19 protein-coding genes are annotated in these 19121 nt (G+C 71.5%); 12 read left to right on the top strand and 7 right to left on the bottom strand.

Translation table 11 applies throughout. From position 1 onward, the window contains the following. Positions 1-59: 59 nt before the first annotated feature. Complete coding sequence (locus tag ACQPZA_RS05470) at positions 60-1754, top strand: ABC transporter family substrate-binding protein (protein WP_433278931.1); 1695 nt, start codon at positions 60-62, stop codon at positions 1752-1754. A 20-nt stretch (positions 1755-1774) separates the two neighbouring features. Further along, positions 1775-2740: a hypothetical protein gene (locus ACQPZA_RS05465; RefSeq protein WP_433278929.1), complete on the top strand. Its 966-nt coding sequence runs from the start codon at positions 1775-1777 to the stop codon at positions 2738-2740. 7 nt (positions 2741-2747) lie between these two features. Here the strand turns inward: ACQPZA_RS05465 and ACQPZA_RS05460 are convergent, their stop codons facing one another. Continuing rightward, positions 2748-3302 carry a DUF2087 domain-containing protein gene (locus ACQPZA_RS05460; protein WP_433278927.1) on the bottom strand — a complete coding sequence of 185 codons (555 nt, stop codon included), beginning with the start codon at positions 3300-3302 and terminating at the stop codon, positions 2748-2750. A gap of 255 nt (positions 3303-3557) precedes the next feature. Here ACQPZA_RS05460 and ACQPZA_RS05455 point away from each other — a divergent pair, with 255 nt between their 5' ends. The 4 genes from ACQPZA_RS05455 to ACQPZA_RS05440 are packed head-to-tail and all read left to right on the top strand — an operon-like array spanning position 3558 to position 9214. After that, complete coding sequence (locus tag ACQPZA_RS05455; protein ID WP_433278925.1) at positions 3558-4505, top strand: ABC transporter permease; 948 nt, start codon at positions 3558-3560, stop codon at positions 4503-4505. Next, on the top strand, positions 4502-5440 hold the full coding sequence (locus ACQPZA_RS05450; RefSeq protein WP_433278923.1) for an ABC transporter permease: 939 nt from the start codon (positions 4502-4504) through the stop codon (positions 5438-5440). The genes ACQPZA_RS05455 and ACQPZA_RS05450 overlap by 4 nt, the downstream gene beginning before the upstream one ends. Further along, positions 5437-7509: a dipeptide ABC transporter ATP-binding protein gene (locus tag ACQPZA_RS05445; RefSeq protein WP_433278921.1), complete on the top strand. Its 2073-nt coding sequence runs from the start codon at positions 5437-5439 to the stop codon at positions 7507-7509. The genes ACQPZA_RS05450 and ACQPZA_RS05445 overlap by 4 nt, the downstream gene beginning before the upstream one ends. Before the next feature lie 31 nt (positions 7510-7540). Next, complete coding sequence (locus ACQPZA_RS05440; protein WP_433278919.1) at positions 7541-9214, top strand: ABC transporter family substrate-binding protein; 1674 nt, start codon at positions 7541-7543, stop codon at positions 9212-9214. A 43-nt stretch (positions 9215-9257) separates the two neighbouring features. Here the strand turns inward: ACQPZA_RS05440 and ACQPZA_RS05435 are convergent, their stop codons facing one another. Continuing rightward, on the bottom strand, positions 9258-10454 hold the full coding sequence (locus ACQPZA_RS05435) for an RNA-guided endonuclease InsQ/TnpB family protein (RefSeq protein WP_433278917.1): 1197 nt from the start codon (positions 10452-10454) through the stop codon (positions 9258-9260). 25 nt (positions 10455-10479) lie between these two features. Between ACQPZA_RS05435 and tnpA the strand changes: the two genes are divergently transcribed. Further along, positions 10480-10896 carry an IS200/IS605 family transposase gene (tnpA, locus tag ACQPZA_RS05430; RefSeq protein WP_433278915.1) on the top strand — a complete coding sequence of 139 codons (417 nt, stop codon included), beginning with the start codon at positions 10480-10482 and terminating at the stop codon, positions 10894-10896. A gap of 83 nt (positions 10897-10979) precedes the next feature. On the opposite strand, the gene ACQPZA_RS05425 is transcribed toward tnpA, so the two are convergent. Together ACQPZA_RS05425 and ACQPZA_RS05420 are read right to left on the bottom strand one after the other, a co-directional pair. Continuing rightward, on the bottom strand, positions 10980-11999 hold the full coding sequence (locus ACQPZA_RS05425; RefSeq protein WP_433278913.1) for an acyl-CoA dehydrogenase family protein: 1020 nt from the start codon (positions 11997-11999) through the stop codon (positions 10980-10982). 9 nt (positions 12000-12008) lie between these two features. Continuing rightward, positions 12009-13178 (bottom strand): acyl-CoA dehydrogenase family protein, encoded by a 1170-nt coding sequence (locus tag ACQPZA_RS05420; protein WP_169394515.1) that lies wholly within the window; start codon positions 13176-13178, stop codon positions 12009-12011. A 222-nt stretch (positions 13179-13400) separates the two neighbouring features. Here ACQPZA_RS05420 and ACQPZA_RS05415 point away from each other — a divergent pair, with 222 nt between their 5' ends. Further along, a complete protein-coding gene (locus ACQPZA_RS05415; protein WP_169397103.1) occupies positions 13401-13643 on the top strand; it encodes a hypothetical protein in 243 nt (80 codons plus the stop codon). A gap of 129 nt (positions 13644-13772) precedes the next feature. Continuing rightward, positions 13773-14165, top strand: a complete 393-nt coding sequence (locus tag ACQPZA_RS05410; protein ID WP_169397102.1) for a hypothetical protein — start codon at positions 13773-13775, stop codon at positions 14163-14165. Positions 14166-14279: 114 nt separating this feature from the next. Here the strand turns inward: ACQPZA_RS05410 and ACQPZA_RS05405 are convergent, their stop codons facing one another. Together ACQPZA_RS05405 and ACQPZA_RS05400 are read right to left on the bottom strand one after the other, a co-directional pair. After that, on the bottom strand, positions 14280-15035 hold the full coding sequence (locus tag ACQPZA_RS05405) for a tyrosine-protein phosphatase (protein ID WP_433278909.1): 756 nt from the start codon (positions 15033-15035) through the stop codon (positions 14280-14282). A gap of 64 nt (positions 15036-15099) precedes the next feature. Continuing rightward, on the bottom strand, positions 15100-15435 hold the full coding sequence (locus tag ACQPZA_RS05400; RefSeq protein ID WP_433278906.1) for an NIPSNAP family protein: 336 nt from the start codon (positions 15433-15435) through the stop codon (positions 15100-15102). 189 nt (positions 15436-15624) lie between these two features. On the opposite strand from ACQPZA_RS05400, the gene ACQPZA_RS05395 reads away from it, so the two are divergent. Beyond that, positions 15625-16749: a polysaccharide pyruvyl transferase family protein gene (locus ACQPZA_RS05395; protein ID WP_169397099.1), complete on the top strand. Its 1125-nt coding sequence runs from the start codon at positions 15625-15627 to the stop codon at positions 16747-16749. A 23-nt stretch (positions 16750-16772) separates the two neighbouring features. On the opposite strand, the gene soxR is transcribed toward ACQPZA_RS05395, so the two are convergent. Continuing rightward, positions 16773-17243, bottom strand: a complete 471-nt coding sequence (soxR, locus tag ACQPZA_RS05390; protein ID WP_169397098.1) for a redox-sensitive transcriptional activator SoxR — start codon at positions 17241-17243, stop codon at positions 16773-16775. A gap of 48 nt (positions 17244-17291) precedes the next feature. Between soxR and ACQPZA_RS05385 the strand changes: the two genes are divergently transcribed. Together ACQPZA_RS05385 and ACQPZA_RS05380 are read left to right on the top strand one after the other, a co-directional pair. Further along, the gene (locus ACQPZA_RS05385) at positions 17292-18023 is read left to right on the top strand and encodes an SDR family NAD(P)-dependent oxidoreductase (protein ID WP_433278903.1); all 732 of its coding nucleotides are present in this window, start codon (positions 17292-17294) and stop codon (positions 18021-18023) included. Further along, positions 18020-19114, top strand: a complete 1095-nt coding sequence (locus ACQPZA_RS05380) for an S-adenosylmethionine:tRNA ribosyltransferase-isomerase (RefSeq protein WP_433278901.1) — start codon at positions 18020-18022, stop codon at positions 19112-19114. Before ACQPZA_RS05385 ends, ACQPZA_RS05380 begins: the two co-directional genes overlap by 4 nt. The last annotated feature ends 7 nt before the right edge of the window (positions 19115-19121 follow it).

Below are 19121 nucleotides of genomic sequence, written 5' to 3'. Positions count from 1 at the left end.
CCGAGTGACGGCCCCACCCCGTAGCGACTCCACGAGCTGCGGATGAACCAGGAGGAACAATGAAACCGTCACGTCGAGGAGCGGGGTTGGTGGCGCTCGCCGCGGCCACCGCGCTCGTGCTGAGCGCCTGTGGCGGAAGTGGAGGTGGCAGCGGCACGGCCGGCGATGTCACCGGCGGCGCGCCGCCGGCGGCCGGCAACGACATCAACCCGGTCGCGTACGACCAGGTGCGCGACGGTGGCGACTTCCTCTGGTCGATCGACAGCCTGCCGCCTCAGTTCAACTACAACCAGCTCGACGGCACGGAGCGCGACAACGCGGACATCATCGACTCGATGATCCCGAAGATCATGAAGGGGGACGCACAGAGCGTCTACCAGCCCGACCCCGATTACCTCGAGTCGGTGGAGCTCACCAGCACGAACCCGCAGGTGGTGACCTACAAGCTCAACCCCAAGGCCGCCTGGTACGACGGCCGACCGATCGACTGGACCGACTTCGAGGCCCAGTGGAAGGCGCTGAACGGCTCCGACCCGGCCTACATCGTCTCCGGCACCACCGGCTACGACGTGATCCAGTCGGTGACGCAGGGCGCCACACCGCAGGAGGTGGTGGTCACCTACAAGTCTCCGTTCGCGGACTGGCGCGGAAACTTCGTCCCGCTCTACCCACGGGAGACGAACTCCGACCCCAAGGTCTTCAACGAGGGCTGGATCAACCAGCCGCTGACTTCGGCCGGCCCGTTCAAGTTCGAGAGCATCGACACCACCGCGAAGCGGCTCACCGTCGTCCGCAACGAGAAGTGGTGGGGTAAGCCGGCCAAGCTCGACCGCATCGTCTACGTCGCCCTGGCCCAGGCCGCGCAGGCAGACGCATACGCCAACGGCTCGCTGAGCTTCCTCGAGATCGGCCCGAGCGTGGCGACCTTCCAGCGCGCCCAGCAGGTGCCCGACACCGTGATCCGCAAGGCGAACGGGCTCAACTACCGCCACATCACGTTCAACGGCGCCCCCGGCTCCATCCTGGAGGACCCGAAGCTGCGACTGGCGATCATGAAGGGCATCGACCGCAACGTCATCACGCAGTCGCAGATCGGCCCGATCGTCCCCGGCGCCAAGCCGCTCGGCAACCACCTCTACGTGGAGGGCCAGGAGGGCTACGAGGACCACTCCGGCGTGGTCGCCTTCGACCCGGAGAAGGCCAAGTCCGAGCTCGACGCCCTGGGCTGGACCCTGCAGGGCAACGTGCGGGCGAAGGACGGCAAGCAGTTGGTGATCCGCGACGTCATCCCCACCGGCACGCCGGTGAGCGAGGCGGAGGCGCGGATCGTGCAGCAGCAGCTCGCCGCGATCGGCGTGCAGGTGAACATCGACACGGTGCCCGTGGACAACTTCTTCGAGCAGTTCGTGTACGTGGGCAACTTCGACATCACCCATTTCGCGTGGCTGGGCACCCCGTCACCGATCAGCTCGTCGAGCGGGATCTACCGGTTGGTCGACGGCACCGTCGCCCAGAACTACGGCCGGATCGGCAACCAGAAGATCAACGACCTGCTGGTGCAGGCTAACGCCGAGCTCGACCCGGCCAAGCAGCGCGCGATCGTCAACGAGCTCGACCAGGAAGTGTGGAACACCGGGCACTCGCTGCTCCTCTACCAGCGCCCGGACGCCTTCGCTCTGAAGCCCAACATCGTCAACTTCGGCGCCAGGGGCTTCGCCGACTACAACTACACCCTCATCGGGTTCGCCAAGTGAGCAAGTGAGGTCGTAGTCGTTTGACCAGGGGCAGCGCAGCGGACGGAGGGCGCCTCGGCACCCTCCGCCCGCTGCGCCATGCCCTGCTCACCACCGCAGTCGTCCTCGCCGTGTGCGGGGTGCTGGCCGGCGTCGCGGCGACCGAGTTCGCTGCGGCGTCGGCGCACATCAGCGCAGCGACCGGCCGGGCCGAGGGTGTGGTCGAGGCAGGTCGTGACGAGTCATCGGTGCTGGTCCGCTGGACCCCGCCAGGGCAGGCGGAACGGGTCGACGCCGTGGAGCCGGCCGGCACGCCCCCCGCGCCCGGCGCGCGTACCGAGGTGGCGTTCGACCCCGCCGACCCCGCGCATCCGCTGATTCCCGGCGCCCTGATCCTCGCCGACGCCGACCGGGCGCTCACGACGCTCGCGTTCAGCCTCGTCGTCGCCCTGCTCGTGGTCGGCGTGCTGGCCTGGCAGATGGTCACCCGCAGGCGGGCGTTCGCGCAGCCGGTGCGATCCGTCCCCGTACGCCGGGTGCGCTGGCAGGCCGGTCTGGCCACCCGCAGCTACCTCGAGACCGACACCCACCCGGGGCGCTGGATCCCCGTGCACTTCGACCCGGTGCTCGTCGGCCTCCCCTCTCCCACGGTCGTCCGCCTGCACGGTGACCCGCTGCGGGACCGCCTGGTGGCCGCCACCGTCACCGACTCCGACGGGGAGCACCTGCTCGTCCCGTCCGGGCCGGTGCGCCTGGAGGAGCCACGCGGGCACCGCACCGACAACCCGTCGCGGCCCGACGCCACCGTCGGCGCCCGCGCCGCGACGCTGGCGCGGATGACCCGGCAGCTGCAGGCCGACCTGCCGCTCGTCGTGCCGGCCCCGTTCATCGGCCTGCTGTGGACCTACGTCGACCGCGGCGGGCTGCTGACCTGGGTGGCCGTCACGGCCCTGACGGCAGCACTCGGCCTGTGGCTCGGCGCCGTGCGGGGCTCCGACCCCACCTGACCCGCCATCAGTCGCGCTCGTCGAGCACGTCGATCCAGCCACCGGAGCGCCAGTACTCGCCGGCGTCACGGGCCAGCAACTGGTGGTCCACCAGGTAGCGGCGCAGGGTGGCGTGGTCGGCGGCGCCACCGTCGGTCCACGCCCGCAGCACCGCGTCCACCTCCCGCTCCGGGTAGCGGCGGCCGGGCTCGAAGCTCTGCGCCACGTGCCCCAGCACCATCCGGCGTTTCGGCCCCTGCGCCGGGAACGACAGCAGCCGCCCCTCGCGCACGAACCGGCCGACGACCTGCTCGACGCCGGGATCGGCGTAGCCGAGGTCCTCGACGGGGACGACGGGCGCCGCGGAGCGGGCGGCCTCCTTGAACAGCTCGGCCCGCACCTCGAACCCGTCGTCCACGAGCCCGCCCGCCTGCAGCTTCTGCAGCGCCCGCCCGACCTCGCGGGGGGCCAGGCCCGTGGCGGCGCCGACGTCGGTGGGCGTGCGGGCGCCCAGCACGAGTGCGGCCACGACACGCAGGCGGTCGGGCTCCGCGAGCAGCCCGACGATCTCGGCAGGAGTCACGGCCGTCGAGATTACCGGTTCTCCGGACAGGGACGCCGGAGCGCCCGAATCCACGCAGAGACGGCACGACCTCGTGCGAGGCGACCAATCGTAGGAATCGTTCCAGCGGGCGAATGGGAACATTTCCCGAGAAGGCGTCCATGATCAGTTCTCGCAGGTACCCTGGCGGATTGATCCGACGCCGAGCCGTGCGAGAGAGCGAGCCCCGACCGCGTGTTGAGACACCTTCTCGAGAAGAGTCTCGGTTGGCTACTCATGATCGTCGTGGCCACCAACCTCACGTACTTCCTGGCCAGCCTCTTCCTGGATCCGCGGGCCAACTACCTGCAGCTGAGGCCACCGCGATCCCCCGAGGAGATCGACCGCTCGCTGGCCCAGTACAACCTCAGCCCGGCCACCCCGCTCCTCGACCGCTGGTGGCACTGGATCAGTGACATCGTTCTGCACTGGAATTGGGGCTATTCACCGGTCGGCGTCAGCGTCAACACCCAGATCGCCTTCCGGATCGGTGTCAGCGCACAGCTCGTGCTGCTGTCGATGATTCTCTCCACGGTCCTCGGTATCGCCCTCGGCGTCTATACCGCGGCCCGCCAGTACCGCTTCGCCGATCGGTTCCACCAGGCGCTGTCGATCATCACGATCAACGTTCCCACCGTCGTCGCCTCGCTCGTGGTGGTCCTGCTCGCGATCATGCTCAACCAGTCGCTCGGCACCACCCTGCTCTTCGTCGCGGGCGCGCAGTCGCCGACGGTCAGCGGGTTCTGGCCGCTGGTACTCGACCGGATCCGGCACCTCGTCCTGCCGACCGTCGCGCTCACGCTCATCAGCTACGCGGGCTACCACCTGCTGCAACGCTCACTGCTGCTCGACACCATCAACTCCGACTACGTGCGGACGGCGCGGGCCAAGGGCCTGACCCGCAAGGAGGCCATCCGGCGCCACGGCCTGCGCACGTCGCTGATACCGGTCGCCACCTCCGTCGCCTTCGCGGTGCCTGCGTTGTTCACCGGAGCCGTGATCACGGAGACGATCTTCGGCTGGCAGGGCATGGGCCAGTACTTCACGTCGACGATCAGCAACAACGACATCAACGGTGTGGTCGCCGTCGCCGCGGTCGGCGCGCTGATGACCGCGATCGGGGCGATCCTCGCCGACATCGCGGTGGTGGTGCTCGACCCGCGCGTCCGGATGGCCGGCTCATGACCGCCAACTTGCCGGGCCCGGTCCCGACGGTCGATCTCGGCGCGGAGCCCTCCCCCGCCGAGAAGCGCATGACCCGCGGCCGGCTGAGCAGGCGCCGGCTCTACCTGCGCCGGTTCCTGCGGAGCAAGGGCGCCGTGGCCGGGCTGGTGATCCTCGGCCTCCTCGTGCTGTTCGCCGTGGCGGGTGGCGAGTTCACGCCGTACTCGTACAGCGACGTCGACTTCGCGGCCCTGACGGCGCCACCGTCACCCGACCACATCCTCGGCACCGACAGCGCGGGCAACGACACGTTCGCCCAGGCCGTCCACGGCCTGCAGCGGTCGCTCGTCATCGCCGTGTCGGTGTCGGCCCTCACGACGGTCATCTCGGCGTTCGTCGGTGCCGTCGCGGCCTACCTCGGCGGCACCACCGAGAAGGTCGTCCTCGGGATTGTGCACTTCCTGCTGGTGGTGCCCTCGTTCCTGATCCTCGCCCTGGTCTCGCAGAAGGCCGGCGGCGACTGGAGGGTGCTCATCGTCGTGCTCACGGTGTTCGGCTGGATGTACAACGCGCGCGTGGTGTGGGCGCTGGCCACCTCCTTGCGCGAGCGGGAGTACGTCCTCGCGGCCCGCTTCATGGGGGTCGGCCGGGTGCGGATCGTGCTGCGCCACCTGATCCCCAACATCGGGTCGCTGCTCGTCGTGACGTTCACCATCGGGGTGGTCGCGACCGTCCAGGGCGAGACCGCGCTGTCGTTCATCGGGTTCGGGGTGCAGCCGCCCGACGTCTCGCTGGGCACCATGCTCAACGACGGTGCCGACACGGTCTCCAGCGCGCCCTGGCTGTTCTACGTCCCGGCGGTGCTCGTCACCCTCCTGACCGTCTCGATGGCGTTGATCGGCGACGGGCTGCGCGACGCGCTCGATCCGACGTCCCGATCCGGCGGTGGGGCGTGACCACAGCAGCGCACGCCGATCCCGTGCTCTCCGTCCGCGACCTCGAGGTCTCCTTCCCCTCCGAAGCCGGCCGCGTGCACGCGGTCCGCGGCGTCGACTTCGACCTGTACCCGGGCCGCACCCTGGGCATCGTCGGGGAGTCGGGCTCGGGCAAGTCGGTCACCTCGATGGCGGTGATGGGCCTGCTCCCGGACTACGCGGCGGTGCGCGGCTCCGTCACGCTCGGCACCAGGGAGCTGCTCGGCCTCGACGACCGGCAGATGTCCGAGATCCGCGGGCGGGAGCTCGGGATGGTCTTCCAGGATCCGCTCGCGGCGCTGACCCCGATCTTCACCGTGGGACGCCAGGTCGTCGAGGCGTTGCAGATCCACCAGGACCTCGACCGGAACGCGGCCTGGAAACGGGCGGTGGAACTGCTCGACCTGGTCGGCATCCCGAACGCGGCGGCACGGGCCCGGTCGTTCCCGCACGAGTTCTCCGGCGGGATGCGCCAGCGCGTCGTCATCGCCATGGCGATCGCCAACGGTCCACGGGTCCTCGTCGCCGACGAGCCGACCACCGCACTGGACGTCACGGTGCAGGCGCAGATCCTCGACGTCCTCCAGCTCGCCCGCGCCGAGACGGGCGCTGCGCTCATCCTGATCACCCACGACCTCGGCGTCGTCGCCGGCACCGCCGACGACGTGCTCGTGATGTACGCGGGCCGCCCGGTGGAGCGGGCCCCGGTCGGCGAGCTGTTCGCGCGGCCCCGGATGCCGTACACGATCGGGCTGCTCGGTGCCGTCCCGCGGGTGGACAGCGCCGAGCGCCGTCCGCTCCTGCCGATCACCGGCAACCCACCGCTCCTGGTCGATCTGCCCGCGGGTTGCCCGTTCGAGCCGCGCTGCCCGATCTCCGTGGCGCAATGCGCCGTCGAGGAGCCCGTGCCGACGCCGGTCTCCCCCGACGGGGAGCATGCCGCGGCCTGCATCCGCGCCCGGCACATCGCCGACGGCCGGGTCGACGGCGTCGCGATCTACCCCGTGCCGCCCGCGCCGGTGGCGCGAGCGGCCGCGGTCCCCCGCGAGCGGCGCCCCGCCGTGCTCGAACTGGACGGCGTCAGCAAGACGTTTCCCCTGCTCAAGGGGACGCTGCTGAAACGACGTGTCGGCTCGGTGTACGCGATCTCCGGGGTCGGGTTCGACATCCGCGAAGGTGAGACGCTCGGGCTGGTCGGCGAGTCGGGCTGCGGGAAGACCACCACCCTGCTGGAGATCATGAACCTGCGCACGCCGGAGCAGGGCAGCATCCGGGTCACGGGCGTCGACGTGTCGGACCTGGCGGACCGGCGCCAGGAACGGGCTCTGCGACGGAAGCTGCAGATGGTGTTCCAGGACCCCATGGGCGCCCTCGACCCGCGGCTGACGATCTTCGACATCCTCGCCGAGCCGTTGCGGGCGGTCGGTGAGGCGAACCGGGAGACGATCGGGCGCCGGGTCGACGAGCTGATGGAGCTGGTCGGGCTCGACCCGGAACACAGCGACCGGTTCCCCACCGCCTTCTCCGGAGGACAGCGCCAGCGCATCGGCATCGCCCGTGCGCTGGCCACCAACCCGTCGCTCGTGGTGCTGGACGAGCCGGTCTCGGCACTGGACGTCTCCATCCAGGCGGGCATCATCAACCTCCTGAACGATCTCAAGGCCGAGCTCGGGCTGTCCTACCTCTTCGTCGCCCACGATCTCGCCGTGGTGCGGCACATCTCGGACCGGGTCGCGGTGATGTACCTGGGCCGGATCGTCGAGATCGGCACCGTCGACGAGGTCTTCGACGACCCTCGCCACCCGTACACCCACGCGCTGCTCTCGGCGATCCCGGTGACCGACCCGCAGGTCGAGCGCACCAGGGAACGGGTGGTCCTGCGCGGCGACCTGCCCAGCCCCACCGACTCCTCCCCCGGCTGCCGGTTCGTCAGCCGGTGCCCGCTGCACCCCACGCTCGACGCCACGCAGCGCGCGCGGTGCGTGGCCGAGACCCCCGAGCTGACCGGTGCGGGCGGCTCCGATCACCTGAACGCCTGTCACTTCCGCTGATGCCCGGCAGCTCGTCGAGGGGAGACCGACCATGCACGTCCTGAAGCGCCCCGCCGCACTCGCGGCCGCCGCCGTGCTGTCGGTGGCGCTCGCGGCCTGCGGCACCACGTCGAACGGCGGCGAGGTCAGCGCCCAGTCGCTCGCCTCCCAGGTCGCGTACAACCCGCAGCCCTACGACAACATCAGGGACGGGGGCACGCTCACCACCTCGTTGCCGGAGCTCACCCCCCAGTTCAACAACTGGCAGAGCGACGGTGCCACGGTCGACGGCGCGCAGGTCTGGAGCTGGTACAACCCGGACCTCATCACGTTCACCGCCGACGGCAAGGCCGTCTTCGACCCGGACTACCTCACGGACGTGAAGCAGGAGACCGTCGACGGGAACACCCGGGTCACCTACACGATCAATCCGAAAGCGGTCTACAACGACGGCACGCCCATCGACTGGACCTCCTTCGACGCCGTGTGGAAGGCCGACCGGGGCACCGATCCGGCCTACCTCGTGGCGTCCACCGACGGCTACGACCGCATCTCGTCGCTGACGCCCGGCGTGAACTCCCGCCAGGTGGTGGTGACGTTCAGGGGCATCAACCTGTGGTGGCAGAACCTGTTCGGCTCGCTGCTGCACCCGAAGGCCCTCTCCCCGGCCGTGTTCAACCAGGGCTACATCAACAACCCGCACCCGGAATGGGGCGCAGGCCCGTACACGATCAGCAAGTTCGACCAGCAGAACGGCATCATCACCTTCGAGCGCAACCCGAGGTGGTGGGGCCGGAAGGGCAAGCTCGACTCGCGGACCTTCGTCGTCATGGAGGACTCGGCCGCCCTCAACGCGTTCAAGAACGGCCAGATCGACGCGGTGTCGGCGGGCACCAAGGACCGGCTGGCGCAGCTGTCAGGACAACCGGGCACCGAGATCCGCAAGAGCACCTCGCTGCAGGTCGACTACTTCACGCTCAACGGCACCAGCCCCGTCCTGTCCGACGTCCTGGTGCGCAAGGCGGTACTCGAGGCCATCGACCGCAACGAGATCACGAAGGTCCAGCTCCAGGGCCTCGGCTACACCACGGCCCCGGCGGGCTCCTTGATCCTGCTGCCGTTCCAGGACGGCTACCAGGACGACTTCGGCAAGGTCATCCGCTTCGACCCCCGGCAGGCGGAGAAGGACCTCGACGCCGCGGGGTGGACGCCCGGTCCGGACGGCGTCCGGACCAAGAACGGCAAGCCACTGGAGTTCAGCTACGTCAACACCGGCGACGACCCGATCGGCAAGGCGATCGCCGGTGCCACCGCGGCGATGCTGAAGAACGTCGGCATCAAGCTGGACATCCGGCAGGTTCCCTCGAGCGACTTCTCGAAGATCATCACCGGGCAGCAGTTCGACATGTTCTACTCGGGCGCCGTGGACGGCAGCCCGTTCGGGATCGCGCAGATCTGCCAGCTGTACTGCTCGGACACCCAGTTCCTCAAGTCCGGTGTCAACAGCCCGGCGAACGACGCCCTCGTCCGGTCCGTCAACACGCTGCCCACCGCCCAGCAGCAGTACGCGAGGGCGTCCGAGGCGGAGATCGCGACGTTCCGGACCTACGGCGTCATGCCGACCGTCAACCTGCCGGAGATCGACGCGGTCAGGACCGGCCTGGCCAACTACGGGCCGGGGCGCTACTTCAGCACCACACCGGAGAACATCGGCTGGCAGAATTGACGTCCTTCCCGCCGTGAACGGCGGGGATTCCGGTCTGTGCGGCTCAGGCCGCGCTCCCGGTGGGTTCCTGCTTCACAGCCAGTTGCGGGACCGGGGTCCCGGCTGACACCGGCTCCACAGGCGTTGTCTGCTGTCCGCCACGCCCGGCGGCCAGGATGTTCTTCGCGGCGTTGATATCCCGATCGTGGACGGCGCCGCACCCGCAGGTCCACTCGCGGACGTGCAGGGGCTTGGCCTCGCCGATGGCTCCGCACGACGAGCACAGTCGGGTGGAGGGGAACCAGCGGCCCACCTTGACCAGCGTTCGGCCGGACCGCTGTGCCTTGTACGCCAGCATGCCGACGAACGTCGACCACCCGGCGTCGTGCACCGACCGGGCCAGGCTGGTGCGCGCCAGACCCGAGACGGCCAGGTCCTCCACGGCGACCAGTTGGTTCTCCTGGACGATCATGGTGGACAGCTTGTGCAACCAGTCCCGACGGGTGCTCGCGACCCGCACGTGGGCGCGGGCGACCTTCCGGCGGGACTTCTCCCGGTTCTTGCTGCCCTTCTGGCGTCGGGCGAGTTCCTTCTGCGCTTTCGCTAGCTTGGCCTGCGCCTTCCGCGCGATGCGGGGGGCGTCGACCTTCGACCCATCGGACAGGACGGCGAAGTGCGTCAGGCCCAGGTCGATGCCGACTTCCCGCGGCACCGGCGGGAGCGGGACGTCCGGGACGTCGACGACGAACGAGGCGTGGTACCGCCCGGCCGCGTCGACCGTCACCGTCACCGACGACGGCTCCGACGGCAGCTCGCGCGACCAGCGGACCGGGACGTCCCCGATCCCCGGCAGGCGCAGCCGCCCGGCCGGGGTGACCCGGAACCGAGCCGCCTTCGTGAACCGGATCGACTGCGCCCGGTCCTTTCGGGAGCGGAACCGGGGCGCGCCGAGCTTGCGTCCCTTGCGGGTGCCCGTGCAGGAGGCAAAGAAGTTCCGGTACGCGGCACAGGCGTCGGCCAGGGCCTGTTGAAGCACCACCGCGGACACCTCGCCGAGCCAGGCCCGCTGCGGGGTCCGCTTCGCGCCCGTCAACGCCTTCGACAGCGCGCCGTCGGTCGGGAACGGCGCCCCCGCTTCGTGCGCGGCCCGCCGGGCGGCGATGGCGTCGTTGAACACCACCCGGGCACACCCGAACGCCCGCGCCAACGCCCGGCGCTGAGCCGGGGTCGGGTTGAGGCGGTAAGCGTACCGGAGCTGCACAAAGATCAGGGTGCCATGTTGGGTTATGGGCGAATACGACAGCATCCGCACTGGCAGGCACTGCGCGTTCCTGATGCACGTGCACTTGGTCTTCGTGACGAAGTACCGGCACCGCGTGTTCGGCGACCGGTACCTGCGCCGCATGGAAGAGATCATGCGCTCGGTGTGCGCGGACTTCGAGGCCGAGCTGGTCGAGTTCAACGGCGAGGCCAACCACGTGCACCTGTTGGTCAACCACCCGCCCAAGGTTGCCGTCTCGAAGCTGGTCAACAGCCTGAAAGGCGTCAGCTCGCGGCGTCTGCGGCAGGAGTTCCCCGACCTGGTCCGCCACTACTGGCGCGCGCAGCGCCTGTGGTCCGGGTCGTACTTCACCGGGTCAGTCGGCGGCGCGCCGCTCTCGATCGTGCGGCAGTACATCGAGCAGCAGAACCGTCCCGTCTAGGGCACGGCTCGGCCCTTGGCGGGCCTCCACCACCGCCGTGAACGGCGCCGCACTGGCCCGCCTCTCGGTAGCGCCCGTCCGCATCAGCCGGTGATCGTGAGGTCGGCGATCCTCCCGCGATGGGCGGCGGAGTCGCCGAACTGGCCGGCCAACCGCTTGGCGCGCTTGTAGTAGAAGTGCGACTCGTGCTCCCAGGTGTATCCGATGCCGCCGTGGTACTGGATCATCGCGGCGGTCGCGTCGACGGCGACGTCACCTGCCTTGGCCTTCGCCACCGAGACGGCGAGCGGGGCGTCGGGCAACCCGGTGTCAACGGCATGGGCGGCGTAGAGCACGGCGTGCTCGGCCATGGTCACGCCGATGTGCAGGTCGGCCAGCGCGTGCTTGATCACCTGGAACGACCCGACCGGCACGCCGAACTGCTGCCGTTCGCGGTCGTAGGCCACCGTGCGGGAGAGCGCCTCGCGCGCGATCCCGACCAGGTCGGCGGCGGCGAGGACGGTGGCGCGCGCAGCGAGCTCGTCGAGCACCTCGGCGCTCGCCCCCGGCAGGGCCTGACCCGCGCCCGCCTCCAGCGCGGCGAGCCGCACCGTGCCGTCGTAGGAGCCCTGCCGCGTGGCGGGGGCGCCCTCGACCAGTACGAGCCCGTCGCCCGACCGCGCGACGACGACGTCGGCGATCTCGCCGTACTCCACCGTCGGGAGCGTGCCCGGGGCGCTGCCCCGCAGGGTCAGCGCGCCCACGGCGTCACCACCGGCGAGCCTGGGGAGCCAGGCCGCCTGCTGCTCGTCCGACCCGGCCAGCCGGATCGCCTCCGCGGCCAGTACGGTGCCCCGCCACGGTCCCGGGGCCGCGCCGGCGCCGAGCTCGCGGGCGATCACCTGTGCCTCGACCAGCCCGAGCCCGAGCCCGTCGTGCTCCTCGGGCACGAGCACCGCCAGCCAGCCCTGCTCGGCGGCGGCCTTCCAGAGTGACGCGGGGTGCCCGTCGCCCGCCGGATCCTCGACGACCGCGCGGACCGCCTCCAGGTCGAACCGATCGGCGAGGTAGCCGCGCACGGCGGCACCGAACTCGCGCTGGTCCTCGGTCGGGGCGAAGAACATGACCAGCTCCTATCGCGGGAGGCCGAGCACGCGCTCGGCGGTGATGTTGCGCTGCACCTGCGAGGACCCGCCCCAGATCGTGACGGACCGCGACCACATCGACTGGGCGTGCAGCGGCCGGATGTCGAGACCGTCGATCGCGTCGAGCGTGGCGTCCTCGCCGAGGACGTCGTCGAAGACCTCCCACAGGTCCTGGAAGGTCTCCGACCACTGCAGCTTCGTCATCGACGCCTCGAAGCCGAGGTCGCGCCCCTGCTCCACCTGCGTGAGGACGTGCATGGCGTGCAGGCGCAGGCACTCCAGCTCGGTGAGGACCCGGGCGAGCTTGTCGCGCACCACCGGGTCGCGGTCGCGGCCGAGCTTCTTCGCCACCGCGACGATCTCGTCGTACTGGCGGCGGAACTCGGTGTACTGCGCGATGCCGGACGCGCCGCGCTCGAAGGACAGCAGCAGCATCGCCGTGCGCCAACCGTCCCCGATCTCCCCGAGGCAGTCGGTGGCAGGCACCCGCGCGTCGGTGAAGAACACCTCGCCGAACTCGCTGGCCCCGCTCATCTGCTTGAGCGGCCTCGCCTCGACGCCGGGCTGGTGCATGTCGATCAGCAGCATCGAGATGCCACGGTGCTTGGCGGAGCCTGCCTCCGTGCGCACCATGGTGAAGATCTTGTCGCCGTGCACGGCGTTGGTGGTCCACACCTTCTGGCCGTTGACCACGAAGTCGTCACCGTCACGCACGCCTCTCGTGGACAGCGCCGCGAGGTCGGAGCCGGCGCCGGGCTCGGAGAAGCCCTGGCACCAGATCACCTCGTTGCGCAGGAGCGGCCCGACGATCTCCTTCTTCTGCGCGTCCGTGCCGATCGCCATCACGGTGGGGGCGAGGAACGACAGACCGAGCGGGTTGACGGTGCGCGGGGCGCGCGCCAGCACCATCTCCTCGTCGTAGATCGCCCGCATGCCCGGGGTGCCGCCGCGGCCGCCGAACTCGGTGGGCCACTCGATGCCCGCGAAGCCGGCGAGCGCCTTGTCGCGCTCCCAGTCCCGGCGCAGCCGGAAGCTCTCGTCGTCGCCGAGCGACTCCCAGAAGCCCGGCCGCTGCCACTCCTCCGCGATGTTGGCCAGCAGCCAGGACCGCAGCTCGCTGCGGAACTCCTCCTCCGCTGCGGTGTACGTCAGGTCCATGCGGCCTCCTCGTCACGATCGCGCTGGGATCACCTTGGCATACCGACGAGTAACCTGCGTACCCCTCACCCGACACCGACACCGACACCGACCCCGACAACCCGCGAGTCGCCCGATCCACGGGCCCGAGTCGCCCGGCGCACCGCCCCCCACGCGAACCGCGGCCACCGGCAGAGGTTGACGGTGGGTGAGCGCCAGACCAACGGCCGGTACGCTCCGCACATGCGCACTGAGCGTGTCACGGTGAGCCTCCCGGCCGAGCTGGTCGACGAGGCTCGCAACGCCGTGCGGCGCGGGGCGGCCAGAAGCATCTCCGCGTACGTCGCCGACGCCGTCTCCGCCCGCCAGCTCCGTGACCGGTCCCTCGCCACCCTCGCCGACCTCTACGGCGGTCCGCCCCCGCCCGCCGAGCTGGCCGAGGCGCGCCGGACGCTGCGCCTGGTACCTCCCGCGGCCGCGGTCTGATGGGTCCTGAGCCTGGGGGCGCCGCGATGACGGCCGCCCGCGCAGCCCGGCCCCGCCCGGCCACGAACGCCCGTGCGGGCGCCGCCTGATGACCACCCGGCACCCGGGCGGCGCCCCGGCGGGCGCCGCATGATCGGCGGACGCGTCCTCGACGCCACCGCGCTGGCCGCCTTCGCCATCGGCCGGCCGGTCTACGTGCGTGCCCTGGTCTGGGCCGCGGTCGAGGAGAACATCGTGCTGGCCGTCCCGAGCGCCGCGCTCGGCCGGGCGTGGGCCCTGCTCGAACCCGAGCACCACCCGGCCCTGCAGGTGCTGCTGGACCTGCCCAACACCGTGATCGACGAGCTCGGCCCGGCCTCCGCGCTGGAGTCCGGGCTGCTGCTGGCCGCGTCCGGGCAGGACGACATCGTCGCGGGCCAGGTGGCCGCCAGCGCCCGTCGCCGGGGCTGGCCGGCGGTCACCGGCGAACCCGCCGCCCTGCGCAAGCTCGACACCACCGTGACGATCGAAGAGCTTCCCTGACCCACGAGCCACCCGCGGCCACCCGCGAGTCGCCCGATCCCACCCCGCGAGTCGCCCGAATCGCGCCCGCGAGTCGCCCGGTTCCACCCCGCGAGCCGCCTGCCGAGCGGGGCGCTACTCGGCCGTGAACCGGGCGCGCAGGCGCGCCAACGACTCCTCGTCCAGGCCGTTGGCCAGCAGCCACCCGGCCGCCCCGCCCGTGCCGTTCTCCCCGAACTCCGCGTCGAGGTGGTCGAGCACCGTGGTCATCACCTCGGCCCGCGGGAGGTGCCGGGAGATGTCGTCGGGCATCGGCTCACCCGACGCCGTGGTCCAGCGGCGGAACAACGCCTCCACCTGCTCGGCGGAGAGCGCGTAGTCGGCCACCACCGCATCACGCTCGACGCCGACCGCGTCGAGCACCAGCGCAACGAGCGTCCCGGTGCGGTCCTTGCCCGCCGCGCAGTGCACCAGCGTCGGCCCGGCGTCCGGTGCGGCCAGCAGCCGCACCGCGGCGACGACGTTCTCCCCACGGTCGGACAGGTAACCGAGGTAGTTGCGCACCATCGGGTCGGTGTCGTCGTCGGTCTCGGGAAGCGTCCGGCCACCGTCGGGGAGGAAGTCGAGCGCCACCGTCTCGACCCCGGCGCGGGCGACGGCGGTGGGCCCGTCGCGGTCGATCTCCCGGGGCGTGCGCAGGTCCAGCACCAGCTTCAGCCCGATCACGTCGATCAGATGGTCGACGTCGGCCGGGGTGCAGTAGTGCAGCGAGGCGCTGCGGAGCAGGATGCCCGGCCGCGTGCTGCCGCCGGAACGCAGCGGCAGGCCGCCGACGTCCCGGACGTTGTCGAGTCCCTCGAGGGTGAGCCAGCGCTCCACGGATGCAGACACGTCCTCAACCCTCGCTCATCGGATCGACATCCGCACCCATCTGCGCCTGACCGATAGGCGAAGTTCACGACCCCGCAGGGGCGAACGGCGCGGTGCTGAGCACGCGCCTGCTGATCTTCGCCACGATCGGGCCGTCGGCCTCGCTCGCGCTGCGTGCCTCGCGCCACCCGGCGTCGGCCTGGAACGCCGCCCACTTCGACGACATGTCGTCGTAGGAGTCGAACTGCAGCACGTAGACCAGCTCGTTGTTGGAGTTCTCGCCGAGCTCGGTGACGGACAGGAAGACCACCTCCATGCCGTGCTTGCCGAAGTAGCCCAGCGTGTGGTCATTGAAGCGCTTGACCAGCGCAGGCAGGCGTCCCGGGACGGTGGTGTACTCGCGGATCTCGTAGATCATCATACGATCATATGGGTAGAGCAGTCGGTGGGACGCCGGTCGGCGACCGCGTCACAGGGGCCGTTCGGCGAACACCCCGACCGAGCAGTCCCGGAGACGTCGTAGGCTGCGTCGAACGAGTGACCGCGGCCATGCAGCTCCCCGCAACTCAGGTCGATGGTCACGGAGAGTTGCGCCGACCCGAGGAACTCGATGACGGATCCCCGCACCAGCCTCATCCGCCAGCAGCTTGCCGATCTCGGCAGGCGCCACGCTGCCGAGGAGAGCCGTGGCGCCACCACGCCCCGCGCCACCCGCGTCCTGATCATCGGGAACTTCGGCAACGGCAACACCGGCGACGAGGCGATGCTCGCCCGCACCTTGCAGGAGCTCCCCGACGACACCGAGGTGCGCGTGGTGTCGCGCAACCCGCGGATGGTCGAGGCCCTGCACCGGGTCCCCGCGGTGGCGATGGAGGGCATCCCCTTCACGAAGGCGCTCAAGTGGTGCGACGGCATCGCGGTGGTGGGCGGCGGCCTCTTCGGCACCGGCGCGTCGTCTCTGGTCAAGGCGCTCCCGGCGATCGTCTGGGCCGCCACGGCCCGCGGCCGCGACATCGCCTACGTCGCGATCGGCGTCTACCCGGGCACCCCGGAGCGGGTGCTCGACCTGCTGCGCCGCTCGGTCCGCAAGCCCGGCCGCATCACCGTGCGCGACGAGGTGTCCGCAGCCACGCTGGGCAAGGCGATCGTGGCGCCGGTCGTGGGCGACCTCGCGATGGGGCTCACGCCCGCCCCCGACGCCGACGCCCGGCGCGCACTCGCGGCCGCCGGCGTCGACCCGGCGGTGCCGCTGCTGCTCGTCGCACCCAAGGCACTGCCCAACCCGATCCTCGTCGACTGCCTGCAGGACGCCGCCGAGACGCTCGCGCGCCGCTGGATCGAGCGGGGCGGCGCCGTCGCAGGGCTGGCCATCAGCACCCACGCCGACTACGGGCTCGGGCTCGCCCGGCGCGACGAGGTGCTGATCCAGGAGCTCGGCGAGCGGCTCGGACGGCCGGTCCCGGTGCTCGGCCCGCAGCTGCCGCCGGCGCTGGCCAAGGCGGTGGTGAGTGAGGCCGACGCGCTGTTCGGCCTGCGCATCCACGCGCTGATCTTCGCCGTGTCCACCGGCGTGCCCTGCCTGGGCGTCGGCTGGGAGGAGCGCACCACCGCCTTCCTCGCCGAGCACGAGCAGTCGGCGATCAGCACCCGGCCGCCCGCCGAGGAGCTCCACGCCTGGGTCGACCGCTCGCTGCCCGCGCGCTGGTCCGCCCGCCCGCGGCTGCTCTCCTCGTAGCCAGCGCGCCCCGGCAGCGCTGCTCAGACACCCTCTGCCGGGGTGCGCCGCAGCATCGGTGGCAGCAGCCTCGCGCCGGGGCCGAACTCCGACACCTGGTCGCCGGGGTTGTAGAGGCGGCAGCGCTGCAGGGAGAGACACCCGCAGCCGATGCACGAGTCGAGTCCGTCCCGCAGTGCGACGAGAGCCTGGATCTGCTCGTCGAGGCGCCCTCGCCACGACCGCGACAGCCGTGACCAGTCCGACTTGGTCGGGGTCCGGCCGTCCGGGAGCTGGTCGAGGCCTTGGCGCACCTCGTCCAGACCGACGCCGATGGTGCGCGCCGCCCGGATGAACGCGAGCCTCCGCAGCACCGAGCGTTCGTACCGCCGCTGACCACCGGAGGTGCGGGTGGTGCGCAGGAGCCCCTCCCGCTCGTAGTACCTCAGCGCCGACGGCGGAAAGCCGCTCCGGTGCGCCACCTCTCCGATGGTGAGCAGGTCGGTCGTCTCCATCCGCGTCCCCCTTGACCTGAAGCTGACTTCAGGTCGCACGGTAGTCGCATGACCGATATGACCGCCATCGTCACCGGTGCCGGGCAGGGGTTCGGGCTCGCCCTCACCGCCGCCCTCGCTGCTCGCGGCACCACCGTGTTCGCCTGCGCTCGCGACGGCGGCAGGCTGCGAGCCGCCACCGCGGGCCTGCCCGGCGTGGTCGCCCTGCCCGGCGACGTCACCGATCCGCGGTTCCGGAAGGAGCTCGTCAGCGCAGCCGGGCGGCTGGACCTGCTCGTGCACAACGCCGGCGAGCTCGGCCCGTCCCCGCTGCCCGTGCTCGGGCGCTACCCGCTCGACGCCCTGCGCGGAGTACTCGAGACCACGGTGCTGGCCCCACTCGCGCTCACCCAGCTCGCACTACCCCTGCTGCGCGCCTCGGCAACGGGCACCGTGATCACCCTCAGCTCCGACGCCGCCGTCGAGGCCTACCCGGGCTGGGGCGGTTACGGCTCCGCGAAGGCTGCGCTCGACCACCTGGCCGCGGTGCTCGCCGTCGAGGAGCCCGCACTGCGGGTGTACGCCTTCGACCCGGGCGACATGCGCACGGCGATGCACCAGCGGGCCTTTCCGGGCGAGGACATCTCCGACCGCCCGGAGCCGGAGTCGGTCACCCCGGCGCTCCTGCGCCTGCTCGACAGGCGGCCGGAGAGCGGCCGGTACCGCGCTGCGGACCTCTCCGACGGTGCGCCGACGCCCGGTGCCGGTGCGACGGCCCAGCCGGCCGGGAGCACGACGTGAGGGCTGCCGCGGCCACGACGTTCACGGTGCCGCCCGAGCTCTCCGCCGCCGAGCCACCCGAGGTCCGGGGGGTGCCCAGGGACGGCGTGCGGCTCCTGGTGGCCCGGGGCCACGGGCCGCTGCGGCACACGACCTTCCGCAACCTGCCCTCGGCGCTGCGCCGTGGCGACCTCGTGGTCGTCAACACCACCGACACCGAGCCCGCCGCCGTGGACGGGCACCGGCCGGACGCGCCGTCGGCCGACGCGCCACCCGTCACCCTGCACATCTCCGGTCCCGCACCCGACGAGCTGTTCGTCGTCGAGCTGCGGACCCCGGACGGACGGCGGGTCCTCGACGGCCGCGCCGGCGAGTCGATCCGGCTGCCCGGCGGCGTGGTGGCCACGCTGATGGCCGGGCACCCGGACCCCCGGGTGAGCACCGGGAGCAGGCTGTGGCGCGCCCGGATAGCGGTGGCAGGCGGGCTGCGGGCATGGCTGGCCGAGGTGGGCCGGCCGATCCGGTACTCCTACCTCCGGGGGGACTGGCCGCTCGACGCGTACCGGACGGTCTTCGCCACCCCGGGCCCGGAGTTCGCCAGCGCCGAGATGCCCAGTGCCGCCCGCCCGTTCACCCCCGAGGTGCTGGCGGGTCTGCGCAGGCGCGGCGTCGGCGTCGCGGAGCTGGTGCTGCACACGGGGGTGTCGTCGCTCGAGGCCGGCGAGGTGCCGCTCCCCGAGCGCTACCGGGTACCCGCCGCCACGGCCGACCTCGTGAACGCCACCAGAGCCGCCGGCGGGCGGGTGGTCGCGGTCGGCACCACGGTCACGCGAGCGCTGGAGACGGTGGCCGATCCGGGGGGTCTGGTGCGGCCGGGAGCCGGCTGGACCCACCTCGTGCTCGGCCCGGACCGTCCGGCGCGCGTGGTGGACGGGCTCGTGACGGGATGGCACGAGCCGACGGCGTCCCACCTGCTGCTTCTCGAGGCCGTGGCCGGGACGGCGCTCGTCGGGCGGGCGTGCGCCGCTGCCGTCGACCGCGGCTACCTCTGGCACGAATTCGGTGATTCGTGCCTTCTTCTCCCGACCAGGACCGTTCACCGCATGGAGTGAACGTTCA

Origin of the sequence: Pseudonocardia xinjiangensis (genome assembly GCF_050948425.1) — a bacterium.
Lineage (GTDB): Bacteria > Actinomycetota > Actinomycetes > Mycobacteriales > Pseudonocardiaceae > Pseudonocardia > Pseudonocardia xinjiangensis.
The sequence above is the reverse complement of the archived record's forward strand: the minus strand, read 5'-3'. Positions and strand labels throughout refer to the sequence as shown.

What these genes read in the sequence shown, in the direction of transcription:
- ACQPZA_RS05470 (WP_433278931.1), top strand. Translation starts at nt 60, where the DNA reads ATGAAACCGTCACGTCGAGGAGCGGGGTTGGTGGCGCTCGCCGCGGCC.
- ACQPZA_RS05455 (WP_433278925.1), top strand. Translation starts at nt 3,558, where the DNA reads ATGATCGTCGTGGCCACCAACCTCACGTACTTCCTGGCCAGCCTCTTC.
- ACQPZA_RS05450 (WP_433278923.1), top strand. Translation starts at nt 4,502, where the DNA reads ATGACCGCCAACTTGCCGGGCCCGGTCCCGACGGTCGATCTCGGCGCG.
- ACQPZA_RS05440 (WP_433278919.1), top strand. Translation starts at nt 7,541, where the DNA reads ATGCACGTCCTGAAGCGCCCCGCCGCACTCGCGGCCGCCGCCGTGCTG.
- tnpA (WP_433278915.1), top strand. Translation starts at nt 10,480, where the DNA reads ATGGGCGAATACGACAGCATCCGCACTGGCAGGCACTGCGCGTTCCTG.
- ACQPZA_RS05425 (WP_433278913.1), bottom strand. Translation starts at nt 11,999, where the DNA reads ATGTTCTTCGCCCCGACCGAGGACCAGCGCGAGTTCGGTGCCGCCGTG.
- ACQPZA_RS05420 (WP_169394515.1), bottom strand. Translation starts at nt 13,178, where the DNA reads ATGGACCTGACGTACACCGCAGCGGAGGAGGAGTTCCGCAGCGAGCTG.
- ACQPZA_RS05415 (WP_169397103.1), top strand. Translation starts at nt 13,401, where the DNA reads ATGCGCACTGAGCGTGTCACGGTGAGCCTCCCGGCCGAGCTGGTCGAC.
- ACQPZA_RS05410 (WP_169397102.1), top strand. Translation starts at nt 13,773, where the DNA reads ATGATCGGCGGACGCGTCCTCGACGCCACCGCGCTGGCCGCCTTCGCC.
- ACQPZA_RS05400 (WP_433278906.1), bottom strand. Translation starts at nt 15,435, where the DNA reads ATGATGATCTACGAGATCCGCGAGTACACCACCGTCCCGGGACGCCTG.
- ACQPZA_RS05395 (WP_169397099.1), top strand. Translation starts at nt 15,625, where the DNA reads ATGACGGATCCCCGCACCAGCCTCATCCGCCAGCAGCTTGCCGATCTC.
- soxR (WP_169397098.1), bottom strand. Translation starts at nt 17,243, where the DNA reads ATGGAGACGACCGACCTGCTCACCATCGGAGAGGTGGCGCACCGGAGC.
- ACQPZA_RS05385 (WP_433278903.1), top strand. Translation starts at nt 17,292, where the DNA reads ATGACCGATATGACCGCCATCGTCACCGGTGCCGGGCAGGGGTTCGGG.